The 19,365-nt window shown below is 67.6% G+C and carries 15 protein-coding genes and 1 tRNA gene; 8 read left to right on the top strand and 8 right to left on the bottom strand.

Annotated elements, in window-relative coordinates; genetic code table 11:
* Positions 1 to 143 precede the first annotated feature (143 nt).
* Positions 144 to 3,380 carry a MobA/MobL family protein gene (locus tag MKL20_RS28055; RefSeq protein ID WP_244039424.1) on the bottom strand — a complete coding sequence of 1,079 codons (3,237 nt, stop codon included), beginning with the start codon at positions 3,378 to 3,380 and terminating at the stop codon, positions 144 to 146.
* Positions 3,381 to 5,702: 2,322 nt separating this feature from the next.
* Here MKL20_RS28055 and MKL20_RS33195 point away from each other — a divergent pair.
* Both MKL20_RS33195 and MKL20_RS28045 read left to right on the top strand, forming a co-directional pair.
* Positions 5,703 to 7,196, top strand: a complete 1,494-nt coding sequence (locus tag MKL20_RS33195; RefSeq protein WP_244039423.1) for a hypothetical protein — start codon at positions 5,703 to 5,705, stop codon at positions 7,194 to 7,196.
* Positions 7,193 to 9,451, top strand: coding sequence for a DEAD/DEAH box helicase (locus MKL20_RS28045; protein WP_244039422.1), 2,259 nt, complete (start codon positions 7,193 to 7,195; stop codon positions 9,449 to 9,451). The genes MKL20_RS33195 and MKL20_RS28045 overlap by 4 nt, the downstream gene beginning before the upstream one ends.
* 4 nt (positions 9,452 to 9,455) lie before the next feature.
* On the opposite strand, the gene MKL20_RS28040 is transcribed toward MKL20_RS28045, so the two are convergent.
* The 5 genes from MKL20_RS28040 to hemF form a co-directional block, all read right to left on the bottom strand.
* Positions 9,456 to 9,710: a hypothetical protein gene (locus tag MKL20_RS28040; protein WP_244039421.1), complete on the bottom strand. Its 255-nt coding sequence runs from the start codon at positions 9,708 to 9,710 to the stop codon at positions 9,456 to 9,458.
* 147 nt (positions 9,711 to 9,857) lie between these two features.
* Positions 9,858 to 11,537, bottom strand: a complete 1,680-nt coding sequence (locus tag MKL20_RS28035) for a DUF6538 domain-containing protein (protein ID WP_244039420.1) — start codon at positions 11,535 to 11,537, stop codon at positions 9,858 to 9,860.
* Positions 11,538 to 11,626: 89 nt separating this feature from the next.
* Positions 11,627 to 11,716: transfer RNA gene (locus tag MKL20_RS28030), tRNA-Ser, on the bottom strand.
* 80 nt (positions 11,717 to 11,796) lie between these two features.
* The gene (locus MKL20_RS28025; RefSeq protein WP_244039419.1) at positions 11,797 to 12,915 is read right to left on the bottom strand and encodes an ATP-dependent RecD-like DNA helicase; all 1,119 of its coding nucleotides are present in this window, start codon (positions 12,913 to 12,915) and stop codon (positions 11,797 to 11,799) included.
* On the bottom strand, positions 12,912 to 13,844 hold the full coding sequence (gene hemF / locus MKL20_RS28020; RefSeq protein WP_244039418.1) for an oxygen-dependent coproporphyrinogen oxidase: 933 nt from the start codon (positions 13,842 to 13,844) through the stop codon (positions 12,912 to 12,914). The genes MKL20_RS28025 and hemF overlap by 4 nt, the downstream gene beginning before the upstream one ends.
* Positions 13,845 to 14,011: 167 nt before the next feature.
* Between hemF and MKL20_RS28015 the strand changes: the two genes are divergently transcribed.
* On the top strand, positions 14,012 to 14,716 hold the full coding sequence (locus tag MKL20_RS28015; protein WP_244039417.1) for a glutathione S-transferase family protein: 705 nt from the start codon (positions 14,012 to 14,014) through the stop codon (positions 14,714 to 14,716).
* Between the two features lie 52 nt (positions 14,717 to 14,768).
* Here MKL20_RS28015 and MKL20_RS28010 read toward each other — a convergent pair whose 3' ends face one another.
* Entirely contained in the window at positions 14,769 to 15,179 is a 411-nt protein-coding gene (locus MKL20_RS28010; RefSeq protein WP_244039416.1) for a PaaI family thioesterase, read from the bottom strand.
* A gap of 370 nt (positions 15,180 to 15,549) precedes the next feature.
* Here MKL20_RS28010 and MKL20_RS28005 point away from each other — a divergent pair, with 370 nt between their 5' ends.
* Positions 15,550 to 16,056, top strand: coding sequence for a MucR family transcriptional regulator (locus MKL20_RS28005; protein WP_243950450.1), 507 nt, complete (start codon positions 15,550 to 15,552; stop codon positions 16,054 to 16,056).
* 153 nt (positions 16,057 to 16,209) lie between these two features.
* Here MKL20_RS28005 and MKL20_RS28000 read toward each other — a convergent pair whose 3' ends face one another.
* Positions 16,210 to 16,395: a hypothetical protein gene (locus MKL20_RS28000; protein ID WP_244039415.1), complete on the bottom strand. Its 186-nt coding sequence runs from the start codon at positions 16,393 to 16,395 to the stop codon at positions 16,210 to 16,212.
* A gap of 199 nt (positions 16,396 to 16,594) precedes the next feature.
* On the opposite strand from MKL20_RS28000, the gene MKL20_RS27995 reads away from it, so the two are divergent.
* The 4 genes from MKL20_RS27995 (at position 16,595) to MKL20_RS27980 (ending at position 19,332) form a co-directional block, all read left to right on the top strand.
* Positions 16,595 to 17,122: a hypothetical protein gene (locus MKL20_RS27995; protein ID WP_244039414.1), complete on the top strand. Its 528-nt coding sequence runs from the start codon at positions 16,595 to 16,597 to the stop codon at positions 17,120 to 17,122.
* Between the two features lie 74 nt (positions 17,123 to 17,196).
* On the top strand, positions 17,197 to 17,658 hold the full coding sequence (locus tag MKL20_RS27990) for a GNAT family N-acetyltransferase (protein WP_244039413.1): 462 nt from the start codon (positions 17,197 to 17,199) through the stop codon (positions 17,656 to 17,658).
* 71 nt (positions 17,659 to 17,729) lie between these two features.
* Positions 17,730 to 18,083, top strand: a complete 354-nt coding sequence (locus MKL20_RS27985; RefSeq protein ID WP_243972165.1) for a hypothetical protein — start codon at positions 17,730 to 17,732, stop codon at positions 18,081 to 18,083.
* A 118-nt stretch (positions 18,084 to 18,201) separates the two neighbouring features.
* Positions 18,202 to 19,332, top strand: coding sequence for a DUF2336 domain-containing protein (locus MKL20_RS27980; protein ID WP_244039412.1), 1,131 nt, complete (start codon positions 18,202 to 18,204; stop codon positions 19,330 to 19,332).
* The last annotated feature ends 33 nt before the right edge of the window (positions 19,333 to 19,365 follow it).

The raw sequence follows: 19,365 nt of genomic DNA, 5'->3' as shown, positions 1-19,365 counted from the left end.
GACCTCGTCGCCGGGCCAAAATCAATCGAGGAATATCGGCTGTTTCTTCGGCGGCTCCGTGCTCGAACTTTACGCCCCCCCTTGCGGAGGAGATGTGGCGCATCAAGAGCATAAACTTTCTCGATCGGGTATTATGGGCTCGCCTAGCGTTCGCGGCCGCGATCGCGCTCCTTCCGCTTTTTCTCGGGGCGCTTGGCGCCCTTGATCTGAAGTTCGGGCGTGCTTTGGGCTGGAGGCCCGACCAGTCGCGGCTTTGTGCTCTCAGGCTTCATGATCTCGACCTTAGTCACAGCCGGGCGGACGTGCTTGGCGCGATCCTGCGCGTCCATGATCTCGGCTAGGTTGGGCATCGCTGCGGGGCGTTCGCTCCGTACCGATGCGCGCGGCGGCACCAGTTCGTCGACTCTCGTGGATGCTGGGTTCGCCGTTCCTCGTTGTGCGACGGGCGTTCCTCGGGCGGTGTCCGCGACCACGGGCGGGACGGGGATGGCCGGCTTGGCTGCCGGCGGCGGTTGCAGCGCGGGCGCTGGCGTCGCGCGTGGCGATGGAACCGGCTCGACAGCGACCGCCTCGAGAGGAGGCTTTGAAGGCTGGGCGAGCATCGCGTTCATTGGGATACCGGGCGGAACGCAAGCGTGATCGGCTTGAGCGGATGGCGTGGCGTCCGTTGCAGGGCAGGCCGTCCTCACCGCTGCGGACAGCGGCACGGCTGGTGTGGGTTCAGTATGAGCCGAGGGGCGTGGCCAGTAGCTCTCTGCCCATATGGTATCCGCGGCACGGGTCGGCATTGGATTTGGCGTATCGGCCTCGGCGGCCTGGCGCTCCCGCAGCACCTCCCGCTTGGTCGTCGGGTTCTGAGGTACGACGGAACGCCGTTCATCTGACACGGGCTTGATCGGCCTTGGTAGGGACGAGGCTTCGACCGGTCGGGCCCCCATGGCTGGCGCTCCGCTACTGCGCCCTTGGGGTCCGTAGCCGGCTGGCAGGGTAATCGGCGGCGCGATCCGGATTGGAGGCACCATCTCGGCGTTCGTGTCCGTGTCACGACGCCCGGGCCGATACCGCGACTTGGCGGGACGAGCGTCGTTCGGCGCGGCCGTCGCCGGACTCGCTGCACGCGCGGGGGCGGTTCTGCGTTCTAGCTGATCCGGCACTGGTGGCGCGGTCTTCAGCACGGACGACATCGCCACGACGGCGCTGTCGAGGCTTTCCTGCGACGCGGCCCGGAACTGCTCTTCCATGGACTGCTGGCGGGCGGCACGGACCTTAAGCCGTTCGTCGCTGTCGAACTCGTGCAGGGTTGCGGTCGCCAAGCTGCGTCCGGGAAGGGTCGGATAGGCGGGATTAGCGACGCGCTTGCGCATTTCCTGCACGATCAGTCGGACATTGTTGCGGGCGATGTTCGCGCGCGCCGCGTTTTCACGATCGAGACGCAGGCCGCCGTCGTAGATCGCCGTCAGGAACGTGATGACATCACTGCGCAGTTCCAGACCGAACAGGGATGCCCCGGCGACAGGACCATCGCGGGGCGGTGCGTCATCGGCGATTCCCTTTTTCTTCCGGGCTTTGACTTCTGCTTTATTGACGGCCGACATCATCAGCTTCGGCCTCGATGCGATGCGGTCGACCACCAGCCTGGTGAGATCCTGGTGCAACTCCAAGAGCGCGAGCTGGAAACTGGCCTTAACCCCCAATTCCTTCAGGCGACCGATCTCGCCAGCCTTCCTCGCCGCGCCCGGGACAGCACGGGCCACCTTCGTGGCATGCTCGGCCATCCTCTTCAACGAATGCTTCCGCTTCCGCGCCTTGATCTCGTGATCCTTCACGAGCCGGTCGTGGACGGTGTCCCACTGCCGCCTCGCTAGGACTGGGCCTTCCTCGGTCAACTCGCCCTTGCGCTCCTTGTTGAAGGTGCGTGAGTTGATGTGCTGGAGCGGCTCCAAGTCGATGCCCATGTTCTCGTATGTCCCGAGATTGTAGCGCTTCGATAAGCCGGCATCCTCGAGCACCCGGTTCGACACCGTCTCCCAGTGCTTGCGCAACTCCGTGACCCAGTCTTGGTTGTTGGTCTCGCGGAGCCGGTTCTGCTGATGGGGGCGCACGAGGTACTTCGTGCGGTTCGGATATCTGCGCTCCTCCTGGACTTCGAAATCCCAAACCTCCCCGCCGCTGCTGGTCGTGATCCTCGTGGTTGGGCGGTCGTAGTAGGCGATGTGTACGTGGAAGTTCCGGGCGTCGTTATTCGTGTCCGGCGCGTGGATCACCGCCCAGTACGGGAAGCCTTTCTCGGCGAGCTTCTGCGTGAAATCGCGCACGATCTGCAGCCGCTCGCGGCCATCAAGTTCATGCGGCAACTCAGCGATGACGCGCGTCTGCGTGCGGCCCCCGCGACCGGGTGAGATCTCGAGCGGAGCCGCGGTGTCGAGGCCGACTGCCCATTGATGCACGGCGAAGGCCTTGTCCGTCGGAAGCTTCAGCTCGAATAGTTCGTCGTCGCGCGCGAGAGCGTCTCGGAGTGGTCGCTGTGCGGCGCTGGGAGCGTGATCCACCGCCTCGGCGACCTTCGACCACCACTCGGGATTGTCCCGGGGCCTGATTGTGATCCGGTCACCCTTGGGTGTGGCTTCGGCCTCCTCGACCGCCAGCCAGAACTGCGTGCGTTCCTCGACCGTGGCGCCGATCGTGCCGAACGAGGCCTCGTCGAGGGCGTCCAGTTCTTCGTCGGTGATCCGCCGCCCGGGCTTGCGCTCAATGCCTTCGGCGGCTCCAGCGCGCTCGATATAGACCTGCTGCGCGACGGCAGACCGGTCGATGCCGCGCCGCTCGATTTCTGCGGTGAAGGCTTCGCCACGGAGGCGCTCCGCGCCGCGCTTCTCAACCTGCTCCGGCGCCCCTTCGCGCTCGACATAGAGCACGTGCGCGGCCGCTCGCGATCCGGCGAGCCGTCGCCCGCCGCGGGCCGCCTTGATCATCTCCCGGATCGGCGAAGTCTTCGAGACCGACGTCTGTGAGAAATGGCAACTCGTCTCGCCGGCGGCGGAGGTGGGACGCTCGCCGCCCTTCACTTGATTGCCGAACCGGACCCCCGGGTTATCGTAGGCCCGATCGATCGCCGGATGCACGCCGGGGCTCTTGCTGAAGGCCGATCCTTGCGCGCGGGGCGCGATGGTGATCGCGCCGTACCGAACCTTGGCCGGCAGCGATTGGCCGGTACGGTCGATCGCCATGTCTAGGCCGCCGAAGGCGCGGGCCTCGCTCCGCCCGACCGCCAGTCCGGCGCCCCCCGGTCCGCGCGAGATCGCGGTTGATCGGTTCAGAAGGAGCGAGAGGTTTTGTAGCGTGCCCAAGACGAGCGGGCTCGGGTTGAACAGCGCGGTCATCGGTCCTCGCAGAAGGCCCTTAACGTATCAGCTTCGGATCGTGCTTACGAACCTAGCGATTCATCGGATGGCGTTCGAGGACGCGTTCGCCGGCTGTGATGCGGCCTGTCCCGGCCGCAATAAGAGGATCAGGATCTTTGGCCCCATAGGGCCTCTATCGGATCCCGTGTTTTACGGGAGATGAGCGCGTGTCGACGCGCGTCCCAACTGTCCAGCATCGGGCGTGGAACAGCGACTGCAGTTTTCCTTCACCATACCCAAGCTGGATCCGAAACGGCTGTTTGATCTGGCGACCCAGTTAGTAACCGGACGCAGGCCCGGATGAGTGTGCCCGATGCCAGTAGACCCAAAACGGGTCTCACATGTCCCATGCGCGGGCATGGCGAGGGGCAGGACGATCCGAAACGTAGAAGCCCGTTTGATCGGACAGGGAGACTGGGAGGGGTACCAAAATCGGCTTGAAGGGGTCGTCAGTTTTTGCTGCGCCCGTAGGGTGCACAAAAACTGAGGAATTGAGCCATCGAGCTTGCGAGCCAGGGTCGTCGGATCCTGGGTCTCTTCTGGGACTTCTGGGGCCTGCGTTCTTCAGGGAAATTTCGGGGCTTCAGGACCCCTCCTGGAGGCCCGAAAAGCCGTCCGGGGCACCTCGGAATGGCCCTCAAAGAGGCCGGAACTGGCCCTCGGAGCGGGAGTGACGGGGTCCAGGCATCGGATCAGCGCCTCGAGACCCTCGGAAGGCGCAAAGATGAGGTGCGGATCGGTCTCGATCGCCACCTCTCCGAGGCACCACCAGGCTGCCTCGGACTGGGCTGGCGCAGCTCGCCACCGGCGAAAATTTCGAGCGGCGATGGGTCACCCATGGACCCGTCGATCGCTGGAAATGAGGATGGCCGATTTCGCCATCCTCCCACCCCGGAGCGGCGGTCCTTCGGCCCAGACGCCGGCGGTGACATCCCGGGGTTTGGAGGCGTATTTACACGTCAGGGTGATGCCGTAAAAGCCATACATTACAGAGATTTGGCGACCCTGTGCAAATGATGGCGCTGTGTCTGTTTGCATGCCCCTTCCGGGCTCCATCCCCCTGGGGATTCCGGCTGTGGGGCGGTGTAAATGATTGCCGTCGCTTCAGTGCCTGGAGCCGCAGGTCACTGTAAGTGAGCCGCCTCGGTTCATTGCCGAGACACGCTGTAAATGAACGCCGTTTTTCACCTGCGCCGGGCGCTTTCGGGGGCGTCGCCAGGTGCAAATGATGCGCGTCGGATCATGGCCGTCGGTCCTTGTGGCTCTCTGGAAATGACCGACTCGGGATCATAAACATCGCCACACGGTCGGGTTCGGAGCGAGGGCCACGATGAAGCCCGGACAGATCCGGGGCTCGCGGGCTCGTCAGACCTGCGCCTGGGGACATGGGCCTCCGACGGCGCGGCCGGCGCGGCACCTGGAGCCTCGTCGGGAGAGCTTCCAGCAGACCGCCCGTGTCGATGCCCTCGCCCAGGCGGCCGCTACTCGGCCGAGGGTGCGCGCAGACTTGCGGTTCGGATCGATCGCGACGCGTCGCGTCGTCGGGTCGGACGCCGACCGCGGGAGGTCGGACCGCGGGCGTGGCTCCACGTGGAAATGACCGGGCCTCGGTCTTCCGCATCGGCGGCCGAACCGGAGGATCGGTCCTGCTGGTCGCCCCTGTTGCGGGCCCCGAGAAGGTGGTGGATCAGGTGTGAATGATCGCCTCTCGCCTATGCGCGCCCGCGTTGACGGCCCCTAAGCGTAGCCGGTAGAATTGGCTGGAAATGACGCGGTCGGTTTCATCGCCGCCGGGAGGGTCGGATGGCAGAGGTCTCTTACGATTGGGGGAGTGAGCGGCCGGTGCGGTCGGGGATCCGCCCTTCGATCCGTACGACGCCTCGCCTCGCGCAGCTGCGTCAGGCCTGCGCGAGGGAGGCCGCGAGGCTCGCCAACGCGGATCTGCGTTTTCGGGCGGCGCTTGTTGAGCGTGAGGCGGATCTGGAAGATTCCAGCACCCGGGATCCCTTGTGAGGGTTCTCCGCATTTCGGGTGCGGTGCGATCAACCGGGCTGGTCCGCAATGGGACCTGCCTGAAATGCGACACCTGCGGGAGCACGACGGGCTCTCCCGGGTGGAAATGATGGACCTCTTTGGGATCTCGTGATGGCTGAGGTCAACTATGCCTGGGGCTCGGAGCGTCCGTCGGCACGGCGGACCCGTCTGAAGCATCAGATCGAGGCGGCGCAGGCTCTCAAGGCTGCGGCGGCGCTGGAATACGAGCGCAAGCTCGCGGAGATCGCGGCGATCGAGGCGGTGCGCGTGGCCGATCTCAACGAGGTCGACCTGATGACGTCCGGCGGGGCGGCTCCGTACAACCGCGATCTCGAGGCCGATCCGCAGGTTGCCGGGCGGACCCGGGTGGAGAACACCCAGGCGCTCTACGGGCGCGGGCGCAAGCTCGTGCGTTCGACGCTGCCGACCCAGGTGGTCAAGGCCGGCGAGACGGCGCGCCATGCGCGCAAGGGTGTGAAGGCGACTGGTCGCAAGGCCGCGGGACGCCCGAAGGCGTCGCGTGTCGCACCCTCTGCTCGATCGGGTCAGGACATGGATCCGACGGGTTCGTTGGTGCAGCCCGCAGGTCTGACTTCGCAGGGGCCGGTCGACGTCGCGCCGCAGAGCGAGATCGTGGTGCCGGACGCCGTGCTCGCGACGCCGGAGGCGATCGAGGCGGCCGCGACCGTCCCGGAGGTGCCGCCCTACCGGCCGCCGCCGATTGCCCCGGCGCTCGAGGCGGCGGCGTTTCTCGCCATGGGCGACATCGATGCGCCGGAGAGCGACGAGATGATCGAGGTCTCGACGATCACCGACAAGGTGATCGACGTGTTCTCGCCGGCGGTGCTGGCGGAGCGTGCGGCGCGTCGTGATCCGTCTCGGCTGCCGCCGGGCTACGATCCGACCTGGGCCGATCATTGGCAGCGGGATCCCTACGACCGTCTGGCGGAGATGGTGGCCGAGTTCCCGACGTTCGGGGCGGCGACCGACAAGAGCCCCGATCTCCTGACGGACGACGAGGCGCGCGTGCTCGCGGGTTCGGCGCTGTTTCGCCTGACCGGCAACCAGACGGTGGCGGACTATGCCGGCAAGACGCTGCCGCCGATCTACTCGCAGCTGACCGAGCTCGATCCGGCGCTGTGGCGGCGGGAGATTGCGCGCGGGGGCGGCACGCTCCAGAAGTTGGTGGCGGGCAAGCGCATCTACATCGACCCCTTTCGGGAGATCGAGCGCTCGCGCGTGCGGATGTGGCCGCTGGCGGTGTCGCGCCGCGATGCCGTCAAGAGCTACATGGAGGCGCTGGCCGTCGGCGAGATGACGTTCGAGCCGGCGTCGGACGCGAAGGCAGACCTGATGCGCTCTGTTCGCTATCGGGTGTTCCGCGGGCCGGACCACGACTGGGTCGGGTTGCCGTCGCGGCTGGATCTGGAGATCTACTACACGCGCATTCTCGACAAGCTGCCCTGGCCGGCGGGTCTGTCGCGGGTTGAGCTTGTGGAGCGCTTCGGGCAGGGGATGGGACCCACCGAGATCCAGAATCTGTCCCTGCTCGGCCGTCCGCCGGCATGGCTGCTCTCGGACAAGCGCTGGGACGACATCACGTCGGGGGTGATCGATCTCGGCAACGGCGAGACGGTGTCGCTCGAGGACGGGGAGTTCGAGACGGCGGATTCGTTCGGCTCGGAGGGCGGTCTCGCGCCGGTGGTGCCGTTCGATCCGGATGCGCCCGAGCCGGAGGCGTCGGAGACGGACGAATCTTGATAGTTCGGCCTCAGCTTGAGGCCCTGGCGGCTCCGCTTCGCGACCTGAGCCGGTGGAACCGGCTCCTCAACCTGCCCTCGGACCGGCGGAGTGGGTATCTTACCTTCTCCGAGCCGGTCCGGGCCGTTTGGGAAGTGCTGTCGCAAGGAGCTGCGATCGGGCTCGACGATCCCATTGTGGGGTTTCGCGACGATTGGTCGAGCGCGGATCCCGTCGGCTTGGGTCGGGATCAGGTGGCGCAGCGGCTGACGCGCCTGCGGTCGCTGTCGTCGGATCTGGCCGAGCAGACGGGGGTGAGCCCGTTGGCGTTCGCGCTCGGGCTCGTCCTGTGGCGGGACGGCGAGCGCGTGCGCGCGGCTCCGCTGATGCATTGTCCGGCGATGCTGGAGGGCGAGGCGGGGGCACAGACCCTGCGGCGGTTCGGAGCTCCGGTGCTTAATCCGCTGCTGGTCGAGCGGCTGGGGATAGTCGTCGGAGCGCTGCCGGCGGATCCGCTGCGGTGGCGGGCGGAGGACCTGGCGGGGTTCGGCGTGGTCGGGATCGCGCCGGTGCTGACGCTCGGCCTGTTCGATCTCGCCCGCTATCGCCAGTGGCAGTGGCTGATGAGCGGGGTCGAGCGGTCGGGTCCAGGGGCGGGCGCGGTCGTGCGGCTTCTCTCGGGTGAGGCGACGACCCCGTGGCCGCAGAAGCTGATCCGGCGGCCGATGCGCAACGGCCGGCGTCAGGAGATCGTGGTCGGATCGATCGACCGCAGCCAGGCGATGCTGCTGGTGGCGAGCCGGCGCGGCGTGAGCCTCGTGGTCGAGGGCGGCCCGGGCTCGGGCAAGACCCAGGCGATCGTTAACATCCTCGGCAACGCGTTCCGGGATCGCCGGACGGTGCTGTTTCTCAGCGGCCGGCAGAGCGCGTTCAACGCGGTCAAGGACCGGCTACGGGCGAAGATGACCGCGACCGCGATCCTCGACCTGTGCGACACCGGCTGGGAGCCGCGGCTCTTGGCCGAGCGCATCGGGGTCCAGCCGGGCGAGAGCATCCGGGAGACCTTGGCCAAGGCGGCCCTGCGCCAGCGGGTGGTGATGGCGACGCCGGCCAGCCTGGCGCTGCACATGCCGCGCGGGTGGGACTTCGATCTCCTGGTGGTCGACGAGGCGTCGCTCATTCCGGTGGTCGAGGCGCTGCCGGCGGTGGCGGCGTGTCGGCAACTGATCATCTGCGGGGACAGCCAGCAGATGCAGTCGGATCCGCCCCTGCATGTGCTGTTCGATCGGGATCGGCCGTACGAGCCGGTGCCGTCGCTGCTCGACGTGGCGCTGCGCGCCGGTCTGCCCGTGCGGGAGCTGAACTTCCATTACCGGTCGCGGCATCCGACGCTGATGCACTACACGAACCGGATCTTCTACGACGGCCGGATGCGGATGATTCCGAGTCCGTCACCCGATGGCACGAAGGGGCTGCGCGCCGCGTGGGTCGGCGGGACGATTTCGTGGGACACGATGACCAACGCGGCCGAGGCGGAGGCGGTGGTCGATGCGATCGCGGCGCATGTCGAGGGCGGCAGCGCGGCGTCGGTCGGGGTGATCGCGATGACGATGCAGCAGCGCGACCTGATCCGTCGGCGGATCGCCGAGCGGGGCATCGACCTCACGCGGATCGCGGAGCGGGAGCGGGTGCTGATCGCGGACTACAACGGCGTCCAGGGCGAGGAGCGGGACGTGGTGTTCGTGTCGCTGACCTTCGGGCCGCGCCCGGGCGAGACGGCTTGGCCGACGAGCTACGGGGCGCTGTCGCTGCCGGGCGGCGAGAAGCGCCTCGACGTGATCCTGACGCGGTCGCGGGAGCGAACCGTCGTGCTGACCTCGTTTCCGGTGGGGTCGATCGACGTCGGGCTGTGCCTCGCCCACGAGAATCTGCGGGCGTACCTGGAATGCCTGTCGCGTCCGGATCGGGACGAGGCCGTGCGCTACGAGGGGCCGCTCGAGGAGGTCCTCCAGCATTCCAGCCTGCGCGGGGCGCGGTTCGGCAACGCCGTCGGGGTCGTCGATCCGCGCACCGGCGCGTATGTCGGCGTGGTGTATCTCACCGGGCTGGCGCACATGCTGATCGAGCGCTCCGAGATCGCGCAGTACCGCAACTCCGGGTGGACGGTGATCGAGATGCCGGCCGAGGCGGTGACGCGTTCCGTCAAGGATCTCGAGGTGCGCGCCCAGCTGGCCGACCAGGTGTGGAAGGCCTGCTGGCAGACGCTGGTGGCGTGAGCGCTCAGAAGTCGAAGATCGAGCCGCTCTTCGGGGCCGGCTTGCGCCCGGTCGGGGCGGTGTCGCTGACGACGGGGTCGAGGCCGAGGGCGTGGCAGCGGATGCGCCAGAGCTCGGTCGCCGGGCAGCGCTGCCGCGCTGCAGCATTTAACTCGACGCCGCAATTACCCGCAGAAACGCCGCGGAGGTACAGGCGCACATCCGTGGCGATCTGCGGCAGTGACGCCGAGCTCCACAGGCTGTGGAGTGCCTTAGCCACAGCGTTGACGAGTGGCCACTCCGATGGTCCATTTCCTAGGTCCGATGCCGCTTGAGTAGGGTCGATCAAGCTCCTAAGTCCTTGATGTCGTACCCCTCCGGTTTTGGTTGAGAATCTTTGCGCCCCACTCATTCAGAGATAAAAGTCTCAGCCAAGCCCGGTTGGCACAGGAAGTTTCTCTATCTCCGGACATAGTGTTGAAATCGCGTAGTCTTCGCCGTAAAGTTCGCTGGCGTCCCCACTACTATGCCCCATCAGTCTGTCTCTAATTTCTGGCGGTACACCAAAATTCTTACACGATGTGGAGAAGCGATGCCTGAAAGAATGGCTTGGGCTGATACGGGGGTCCGTAATCTCCAACTTTTCCCTGACCCAGCGACTGATTACTTTCGTCGCATTACCTCCTCGATTGCCGAAGCGGTCTGGCGTTGCATCAGGGAACAAATCCCGGCCCTTTGAACGCAAGACAAAGTCCAGAAATCCTTCTTGAATGAGTCTCGAGTGGACGGGAATAATTCGTTTCGAGCTGAGATTTTTGAGATTCTTTCTAATCCGCTTCGTATCGGAGGTTTCCGTCCCCTCCCCTTCGCTGTCTTGCTCGGTGGTCATCCGGAAATAGTGCATGCCATGAGAGGTAGTGATATCGGCTCGCTCCAGTTGACAGATCTCTGAAATGCGGGCGCCAGTAAAGCAAGCAATCCACGGGACCCACCGCCGATAACCCGTACGATCCCGTGCCGCTCTCAAAATGCGGGCAGCTTCCTCGTCGGTGAAATCGCGCTTCGTCGATCGTCGCTGCCCCTTTACGGCGGCACGGGGCTGCTTCAAACCGCTAAAGGGATTGACCGGGCATTTGCCATTCGCCACGGCCCAGCCGTAGATAGCTTTGACAGCGAAGATGTCGTTCGAAACACTCTTTGCTGACCGAATCTCGAGCGAGGCAATCTTCCAATCGGACGCGTCCGACAAGCTCGCGCTTTGGAACGTGGCACCGCGCTGCGCTAGGAAAGCGGTCCACCGGCGTACCTTGCTCGAGAAGGTGTAAAAAGTTTTCTCGGTCGGTGTCTGATCCCTCTTCCAGCCATCCAGGATCTGTTCCGGGGTCGACGCTTCGATCTTCTCCCGTTTCGGCCGAGGTGTGCCTTCGGTTCTGAGGGCGTCGCTCACCTGTAGCTCAGGCGTCGGTCTGGTGTTCCCCCGATGCCGGTCGCTGATGACCGTCATCACCTCAAGTTCGGTCTCGACGAACGCCAGATGGAGACGACGATCCGCGGGCGATCCGAACGCGATGTTCAACCCAGCATCAAGAACGGTCATCATCGCATCGAGGTCGAAATGCACAGCGGTGAAGTCGCCCCGCGCGTTGGCGTCGCGCAACTCGGCCTCTCTTGACGCAATCTCTTGACCGAGTGCGTCGAACCCTTCGCGAGTGAGTGGGTCGGCGCCGCGCCGCCGCGCTTCATCCGCGGCGAGCTTGCGATGTCGAAAGGTCGCAACCAATCCCTGAATGACCATGTCGTCGAGTTCCGAGAGCTTCGGCTGAACGCTGAGAGCCAGACGGCGCTTCGCCAAACGAACCAGTGCGTCGGCCTCGCCGTCCAGTCGGCGCGCTCGGTCGCGCGCCACATCCTCGTCGCGGGTGCCGAGGCTGACCCAGAACTCGCGCCCCGCCCGACTTCCCTTCAACGAGACGCCCGCGCTTTCGTCGAAGATGCCTGGCCCAGCCGTTCCGAGTACGGCCGGCATGTCGGCGCGCAGCGCATCCGGGATGGTGCGGCGGAAATAGAAGATGCCCCGACGCTGGACCAAGCCCACCATCTGCCTCATGGCTTCGTAGCACTCCTTCGTAGCAGGAGCGCGCTCAGAAGCCTACGGAATCAGAAAGATACCGTTATCGCAGCAGGTTAAGGGGTAATTGGCGGAGAGGGGGGGATTCGAACCCCCGATGCCCTTGCAGGCATGCCGCATTTCGAGTGCGGTGCATTCAACCGCTCTGCCACCTCTCCGCAAGGTGCCTCGATGAGACGGGCGGTGCCTAGCATGCGCGACCGCGCTTCACAAGCGATGTCGCGGCGCCGAGGGTCGGTCAGACCACGATGGTGATCGCCTGCGCGGCCCGGGTGAGGCCGGTGTAGAGCCAGCGGGCGCGGTGCTCGCGGAAGGCGTAGGATTCGTCGAACAGGGTCACCCGGTCCCATTGCGAGCCCTGAGCCTTATGGACGGTCAGGGCGTAGCCGTAGGTGAACTCGTCGGTCTCCCGGCGAAGGAACAGCGGGATCTCCTCGTCGGAGCCGGAGATCATCGCGCGCAGCACCTTGATGTCGGTGGCCCGGCGGCGGAGCGCCGGGTCGTCCTCGGGGACGACGTCGAGGCGGATCAGGTCCGGGCGCGGTGGCGCGCGCAGGGCCTGGACCGTCCAGGTCGAGCCGTTGAGCAGGCCCTTCACCCGGTCGTTGCGCAGGCACACCAGCTTCTCGCCCACCGCCGGCATCGGGTCGGTGTGGCCGGCGAGTTCCCGGAGCCGGTTGTTGTAGAGGCGGCGGGTCTTGTTGAGGCCGACCAGGACCTGGTCGCATTCCAGCACCTCGGCCGGGTCGAGGGTGCGGCGGGAGACGATCCGGCTCTGGCCGTAGGTGCCGAGTTCCAGCCGGCCGCCCTCGCGCACGGTCATGGCCATGCGGACGATCGGGTCGTCCTTGGCTTGGCGATGGACCTCCGTGAGCATCACGTCGGGCTCGGTCTCGGTGAAGAAGCCGCCGCCGCGCACCGGCGGCAGCTGCGCCGGGTCGCCCAGAACCAGAACCGGCCGGTCGAAGGACAGGAGGTCGTTGCCGAGGTCGGAATCGACCATCGAGCATTCGTCGATGATGATCAGGTCGGCCTTCGCGGCCGGGCCGGAGCGGTTCAGCGTGAAGGTCGGGCCGCCCTCCTCCGCCTCCTTGGTGCGGTAGATCAGCGAGTGGATCGTCGCGGCGTCGTAGCAGCCCTTCTGGCGCATCACCGAGGCCGCCTTGCCGGTGAAGGCGCCGTAGACCACCGTGCCGTCGACATCCTCGGCGATCCGGCGGGCGAGCGTGGTCTTGCCGGTGCCGGCATAGCCGAACAGCCGGAACACCTGGGATCCGCCGTCCTTCCGCCACGCGGCGATGGCCTTCAGCGCCGCGTCCTGCTGCGGCGCATAGGCCGATGGCAGCCCGGCGCTCACGGCCAGCGCACGGTCGGCGGGAGCGACGACAGGATCGAGGCGACGTTGCCGCCGGTCTTCAGCCCGAAGATCGTGCCCCGGTCGTAGAGCAGGTTGAACTCGACGTAGCGCCCGCGCCGGACCTGCTGCTCCTCGCGGTCGGCCTCGGTCCAGGCCGTCCCGACATTGTCGCGGACGATCTTTGGATACGCCTCCAGGAAGGCGCCGCCGACATCGCGCGTGAAGGCCAGGTCCGCCTGCGGATCTCCGGTCCAGCGATAATCATAAAAGATGCCGCCGATGCCCCGGGGCTCGTTGCGGTGCTTGAGGTGGAAGTATTCGTCGCACCACGCCTTGTAGCGGGCATGGTCGACGCCGTGGGCCGCGCAGGCGCGCTCCAGGCAGGCGTGGAAGTGCCGGCTGTCCGGGTCCTCCTGGTTGCGCCGGCGCACCAGCACGGGGGTGAGGTCGGCGCCGCCGCCGAACCACGCCTTCGTGGTCACGACGAACCGGGTGTTCATGTGCACCGTCGGCACATGCGGATTCCACGGATGGGCGATCAGCGAGATGCCGGTGGCGAAGAAGCGCGGATCCTCGGCGGCCCCGGGCATCTGGGCGCGGAATTCCGGGGCGAACTCGCCGTGGACGGTGGAGATGTGCACCCCGGCCTTCTCGAACACCCGGCCCTTCAGCATCGCCATGACGCCGCCGCCTCCGGGCTGGCCGGTATGGTCGGTGCGGTCCCAGGGGGTCTTCACGAAGGTCCCGGGCCCTGCGGGGGCATCCGGGTGGAACGGCCCCTCGGCCTCGGCCTCCAGGGTTTCGAAGGCCGCGAGGATTCGGTCGCGCAGGGTCGCGAACCAGGCCGCGGCCTCGGATTTCATGGCCGTCACGTCGGCCTCGGACTGGGGGGCAGTCAGCGCCGCGCGGGCGTCGTCCGGCATCGTCATGCGCTAGGCTTTCCCACTGTGCCGATGGGGCGTCAATCGGCGCGCATCAATTCGGCTTGCCGCGCGCGCGACGCCGAACCTTTGTCCCCTTCGGCGGCGCGCGCTCTAGATCAGCCGGTCGCGCGCCAGTGCGGCGCCGTCTCGAACCGTCAGGACAGCCCGAGCCCATGGCCGACACGCTCCGCCTCTTCACCTCGCCCTCCGCCTTCCCGAACCCGCAGCGTCTGCGCCTGTTCGCGCACGAGAAGGGCATCGCCCACCTGTTCGACGAGGTGGTCTACGACATGGCGCCGGGGGGCGAGCAGCGGCAATGGCGCCATCTCAAGATGAACCCCTGGGGCGAGACGCCGACCCTCCTGCTCGCCGACGGGACCGTGCTGTCCGAGACGGCCGCGATCGTGCGCTACCTCGACGCGGCCCATCCGGGGCGCCGCATCACCGGCGGCACGCCCCTGGAGCAGGGGCTCGACACGATGTGGGACAACCGGATCTGGGTGCATATCCTCTATCGCATCACCACGATGTTCCACGTGCTGAACCAGGGCCTCGGGCCGAAGCTGGAGCTGACGCACAACCCGCAATGGGGCGAGCATTGCCGAAAGGAAGCGCTGGGGCACGCCGCCCTGGTCGACCGCCATCTCGCGGACGGCCGCTCGTGGATGCTCGGCGGCGATGAACCGACATTTGCCGACATCACGCTGTGCACGGCGATCGCGTTCTCGAAATTCCCGGTCTGCGCCACCCCGCTCGACGAGCGGTTCGAGCAGCTCGACGCCCTGTGGCGGCGCTGGCAGGCGCGGGCGAGCTTCAAGGCGGCCTATGCCGATGGCGGCAGCGGCCTGACGGAACTCGACCACCTCAAGACCGCGTAGGCCGGCTTTCCGGCCTCGGTTCGGCGCAGGCCTTCGCCGAACCGACCGCGCCTCAGCCCAGGGCGCTCTCGCTCACGGGCTTGAGCAGGCCGGTGGCGCTCGCCACCAGCGCGCCCTCCGCGTCGCGGATCTCGGCCTCGCAGAAGATCACCGAGCGCCCGGCCCGGGTGACGCGGCCCTCGGCGATCAGTGTTCCCCGCCCCGGGGCAAGGAACCGGGTCTGCATGTCGAGGGTCACCACCGGCCGCCCGGCCTTGAGGCGGGCGGCCGTGCCAAGGGCGACATCGAGCAGGGTGCAGATCACGCCGCCATGCGCGATCCCGAGATTGTTGGCGTGTTCCGGCCGCAGGACGAGGCGCAGCCGGGTGCGACCCTCCTGCACGTCCAGGGCCTCGATCCCGCAATGGTTCACGAACGGGATGTGGGCTCCGAAAACCGTGCCCTGCTCCGATGATTGGTCCACGTCGATTTCCCCAGATCTCGTCCTGCCGACAGCGTCGTCGTGCGTGCAGTCTACAATCCCAGGCGGCGGATACCGCCTGACGCGACGTGTTTCCGGTCCGTTGCGAGACCGGTCAGGGCTTTTCGCAGACGAAGCAGCCGGATTGGCTGTGGCCAAAGGCGTAACAGAGGCGGTCCGCAAGGACCCGATCCCGTTCAAGTCCCGCGCGCCGCTGTCGGTTTGCTCGGGCGACGATTGCAGCTGCACCGACGGCTTGAGTAATATGCGTGTTCATGGCCGACGCGTTGTGCAAAGAAAATCTCGACGACGACTTGATTTTGTTGCACAGACGATAGAACCGTGCCCCACCGTCGGATAAAGGGAGTCATCGATGGACGACATCGCCACAGATCAGCAGCAGACCTTTATCGAGCAGGCGTCGGACATCGTGTCCGCGTATGTCTCGAACAATTCCGTCCCGATCAGCGAATTGCCCGCGCTCCTGGCCGGCGTTCACGCGGCTCTGGCGAAGCTCTCCGCGCCCGCGGCTGCCGTCACCGAGACGGCCGACAAGCCGACGCCGGCCCAGATCCGCAAGTCGGTGACCCCGGATGCGCTGGTCTCGTTCATCGACGGCAAGCCCTACAAGACCCTGAAGCGCCACCTGTCGCGCAACGGCCTGACCATCGAGCAGTATCGCGAGCGCTTTGGCCTGCCGCGCGACTATCCCTCGACCGCCGCCAGCTACTCGGCCCAGCGTTCCGAGCTCGCCCGCAGCCTCGGCCTCGGCCAGCAGCGCCGCAAGTCGGCCGCCGCCCCGGCGCCGGAGCCCGAGGAAGAGCCGGCCGAGAAGCCGAAGAAGGCGACCCGCCCGCGCAAGGCCAAAGAAACGGCCTGATCACGCAAGCGGCCTGATCTTGAGCGCCCCCATACTGGGGCCTCGATCCGGCCGATGGTTCCGGGCGGCACGGGTTCAAGCGTGCCGCCCGAACCCTCTTCGCTTCCGGGTCTCGCTCGGGCGGCAGGCCCCGCGCAGCGCTGTCGAGACCGATCAGGCGAAATCGGCGAGATCGTCGGCGACGTCCCCCGCTTCCCGCTCCGTCTCGGCTTTTTCGGCCTCGCTCTTCTCAGGCTTGTCGGCCTCGGGCTGACGACCGGGCACTATCGACCGCCCGCCATCCGTCGGCGCATCACCGCCCTGCCCGTCCTCGGTCCGGTCCGGCACCCGGCTCGTCATGCTGCGCACTCCCGTCGACCTTATCGATTGCCGAGCTAAGCTTTCAGCGCCGCACCCGTTCCGCGCCCGATGCCGCCGGCGCCGTGACAGCACGGCCCAACCGGAAAGTCGCAGGCCTTCAGGCCCCGGCGGAAAGGTGGAACGGTGACGCCGCGAGCGCGGACGCCACGAGCCGCCGACCCGAGGGATGGAACGCGCGATGACGGACACGCGACCCGGCGCGGAGGCGAGCCGCCGAGACCTGCTGGCGGCCTCGCTGTTCGGAGCCCTTCCGCTCCTTCTGGCCGAGGCCGCGCAGGCCAGCCCGCTCAACCCCGCGCAGACCATCATCCTGTCGCCGGACGCGCTCCCGTGGATGCCGACGAAGGGCTATCCCGAGCGCAGCGCCGACCGTTGCGCGCTCACCGGGGACATCAACGGCACCGGCCTCTACTATACTTTGATCCGCTGGTGGCCGGGCTACATGAGCGCGCCGCACACCTATACGACGGACCGGTTCTGCATGATCCTGTCCGGCACGTGGTGGTGCAACAGCGGACCGGATTTCGACCCCGCGGCTTGCGTCCCCGTGAAGGCCGGCAGCTTCGTCCGCCGCGTGGCGGGCACGCCGCATTATGACGGCGTGGTCCGCGATGGCAGCGAGCCGGCCGTGATCGCGATCTGCGGGGTGGCGCCGGTGAACTATGCGCTGGTCGACCCGTCGCAGCCGGGCTGGCGGCGGGTCTGACGCGGACCGACCGGACGCGATCGATTTGCGCGGACCTGCGTTGAACGCCCGGCAGCAGGGTACGGGAGCAGGGATTGGGCAATCGCTACGGGCTGGAGATCCGCGCGGCCGCGGGTCCCGACGCTCCGGGTCTCGCGGACCTGCTGGCTGAGGCCGGCATCGCGGTCGCTGCGGCGGATCTCGCCGCCCGGCTCGACGCCCTTCAAGGTAGCGGCGGCACGGCCTTGGTCGCGGTGGAATGGGGGCCGCCGAGCGGGCTGATCGCGCTCGCTCCCATGCGCACCCTCGAGGCCGCCAAGGCCCTGGGCCTGATCACCACCCTCGTCGTCGCGGCGGAATCCCGGCGCCGGGGCATCGGTCGGGTCTTGCTGAAGGCGGCGGCACGGGCGGCCCGGCAGGCCGGCTGCGAGCGGCTGGTCCTGACGATCGGCCCCGGGCAGGACGCGCTGCACGCCTTCGCCGCCGCGGCCGGATTCACCGCGGATGGGCAGATCCTCACGCGTCCTTTGCTGAAGCGAGGGCCCGCGGAGACTTGAGATCCGCGACACCATGGGCACATCCGGCGGCCAGGATCGAGCGTTGACCCAGGAATACTGGAGTTCCACCGATGCTGCGATCCGAGACCCCACCGTCCCCCGGGAACCTGCAGGCCGATCCGCCGCCGGATTCCGACAACCCGACCTCGGCGCAGCTGAAGGGCGACATCGACAGCGGGCGGACCGGCGACAAGGTCCCGCATGTGGATGTCGGGGCCGCGCCGCTCGGCACCTGCGAGGAGGCCGGAGGGGCGCCCCCGACCTCGCAGGAAGTCCGCCTCGCGCGGCAGAACGAGCGGGCGCCGTCGGAGAAGGCCGCGGCCGGCATCATGCAGCAGCGCACGCCGTGGATCACGCCGGTTTTCGCGAGCGCCATCGTGGCGATTGCGGTGGTTCTGACGCTGTCCCTCTGGCTGACGCACTGAGCCCGGCAAGTCCCGGGATGATGCAGGACGGCACGGCCGCGATGGGGGCGGCTTAAAGGTCGATTCACGTCGATGCGGTTAGCGTGAGCTTACTGCAGTCTTGCGTAAACCGATCCTCATGCCCTCATCCGTCGACGCTCCGCCGGACCTGTCCGGGCTTCTCGAATTGGCGCGGATCGAGAATCTCGATCTCAAGCCGGTGATCCTCCGGGTGCAGACCGACCTGTTCGTTCGGGCGCCCGGCCGGGATCGGGCCGAGATCGAGATCTTCGAGTCCCTGGCCTGCGGACTGATCCCCCGGGTGGACGACGAGACCGCCCAGGTCGTCGCCGCCAAGCTCGCCGCCTTTCCGGAGACGCCGCCCTCGGTCCTGGAGGCGCTCGCCATGCGGGGCGGCGCCGTCCGCGACACGGTGGTGACGCTCGCCCCCGTACTGAGCCACCGCCTGATCGAGGCCGCGCTGGCCGACGGCTCCGACATCGCTGCCCGCATCGCCGCCCGGGTCGGGCTGAGCCGCGAGGCGGTGGACGAACTCTCCCGCGAGGGCCGCCTGGAGATCGACCTGGCGCTCGCGGCCAATCTCGGCATCACCCTGCGCGGGGCGGCGCTGGCCCGCCTCGTGAGCCGCGGCCGCAGCGTCGCCGAACTGGCGCGCCTGCTCCTCGCCCGCCCCGACGTCTCGGCCGCCGACCTCGTGCCCCTCTACCTGCACGCCGACCCGATCCGCCGCGAGGTGATCGGCCGGACCGTCGAGGCGACCGCGGCCCTGCGCCCCTGCCCGCCCCCGCCGCGCGGCCTCGGCGAGACCCTGACCGGCCTCTCGGCCTCGCAGGACGTCCCGACCTTCATCGCCGCCCTGGCCGACGGCCTCGGCGTCGCACACGACTTCCTCACCGTGGTGGACGATCCGGGCGCGCGCTACGACCTGCTGACGCTCGGCCTGCGCGCCGCCGGCCTGCACGAGGAGGAGGCGGTCTACATCTTCCTCACGCTGAACCAGGGCGTGGCGCGCTCCGCCGAGCGGGTGGCCGGGCTGGTGCGCCTGTTCCGGACCGTGAGCCGCCCGGCCTCCCGCGACCTGATCGCGGCGATCCTCGACACACCCCTGGCCGAGCGCGGCCGGAGCGAGGCTCACCAGCCGCTGCACGGCCCGGAGGCCAAGCTGCGCCAGGGTCCCGAGCGCGCCGGCGCCCAGCGCCCGCCCCTGCCGATGCGCCCCCTGCGGGCGACCAGCGGCGAAGCCGGCTGAGGCACGGAAGTCAGGGGATCCAAAAGGGCTCAG

This window comes from Methylobacterium sp. E-066 (genome assembly GCF_022829635.1).
Classification (GTDB): Bacteria; Pseudomonadota; Alphaproteobacteria; order Rhizobiales; family Beijerinckiaceae; genus Methylobacterium.
Note: the sequence above shows the minus strand (reverse complement) of the source record. Positions and strands in the feature narration are given on the sequence as shown.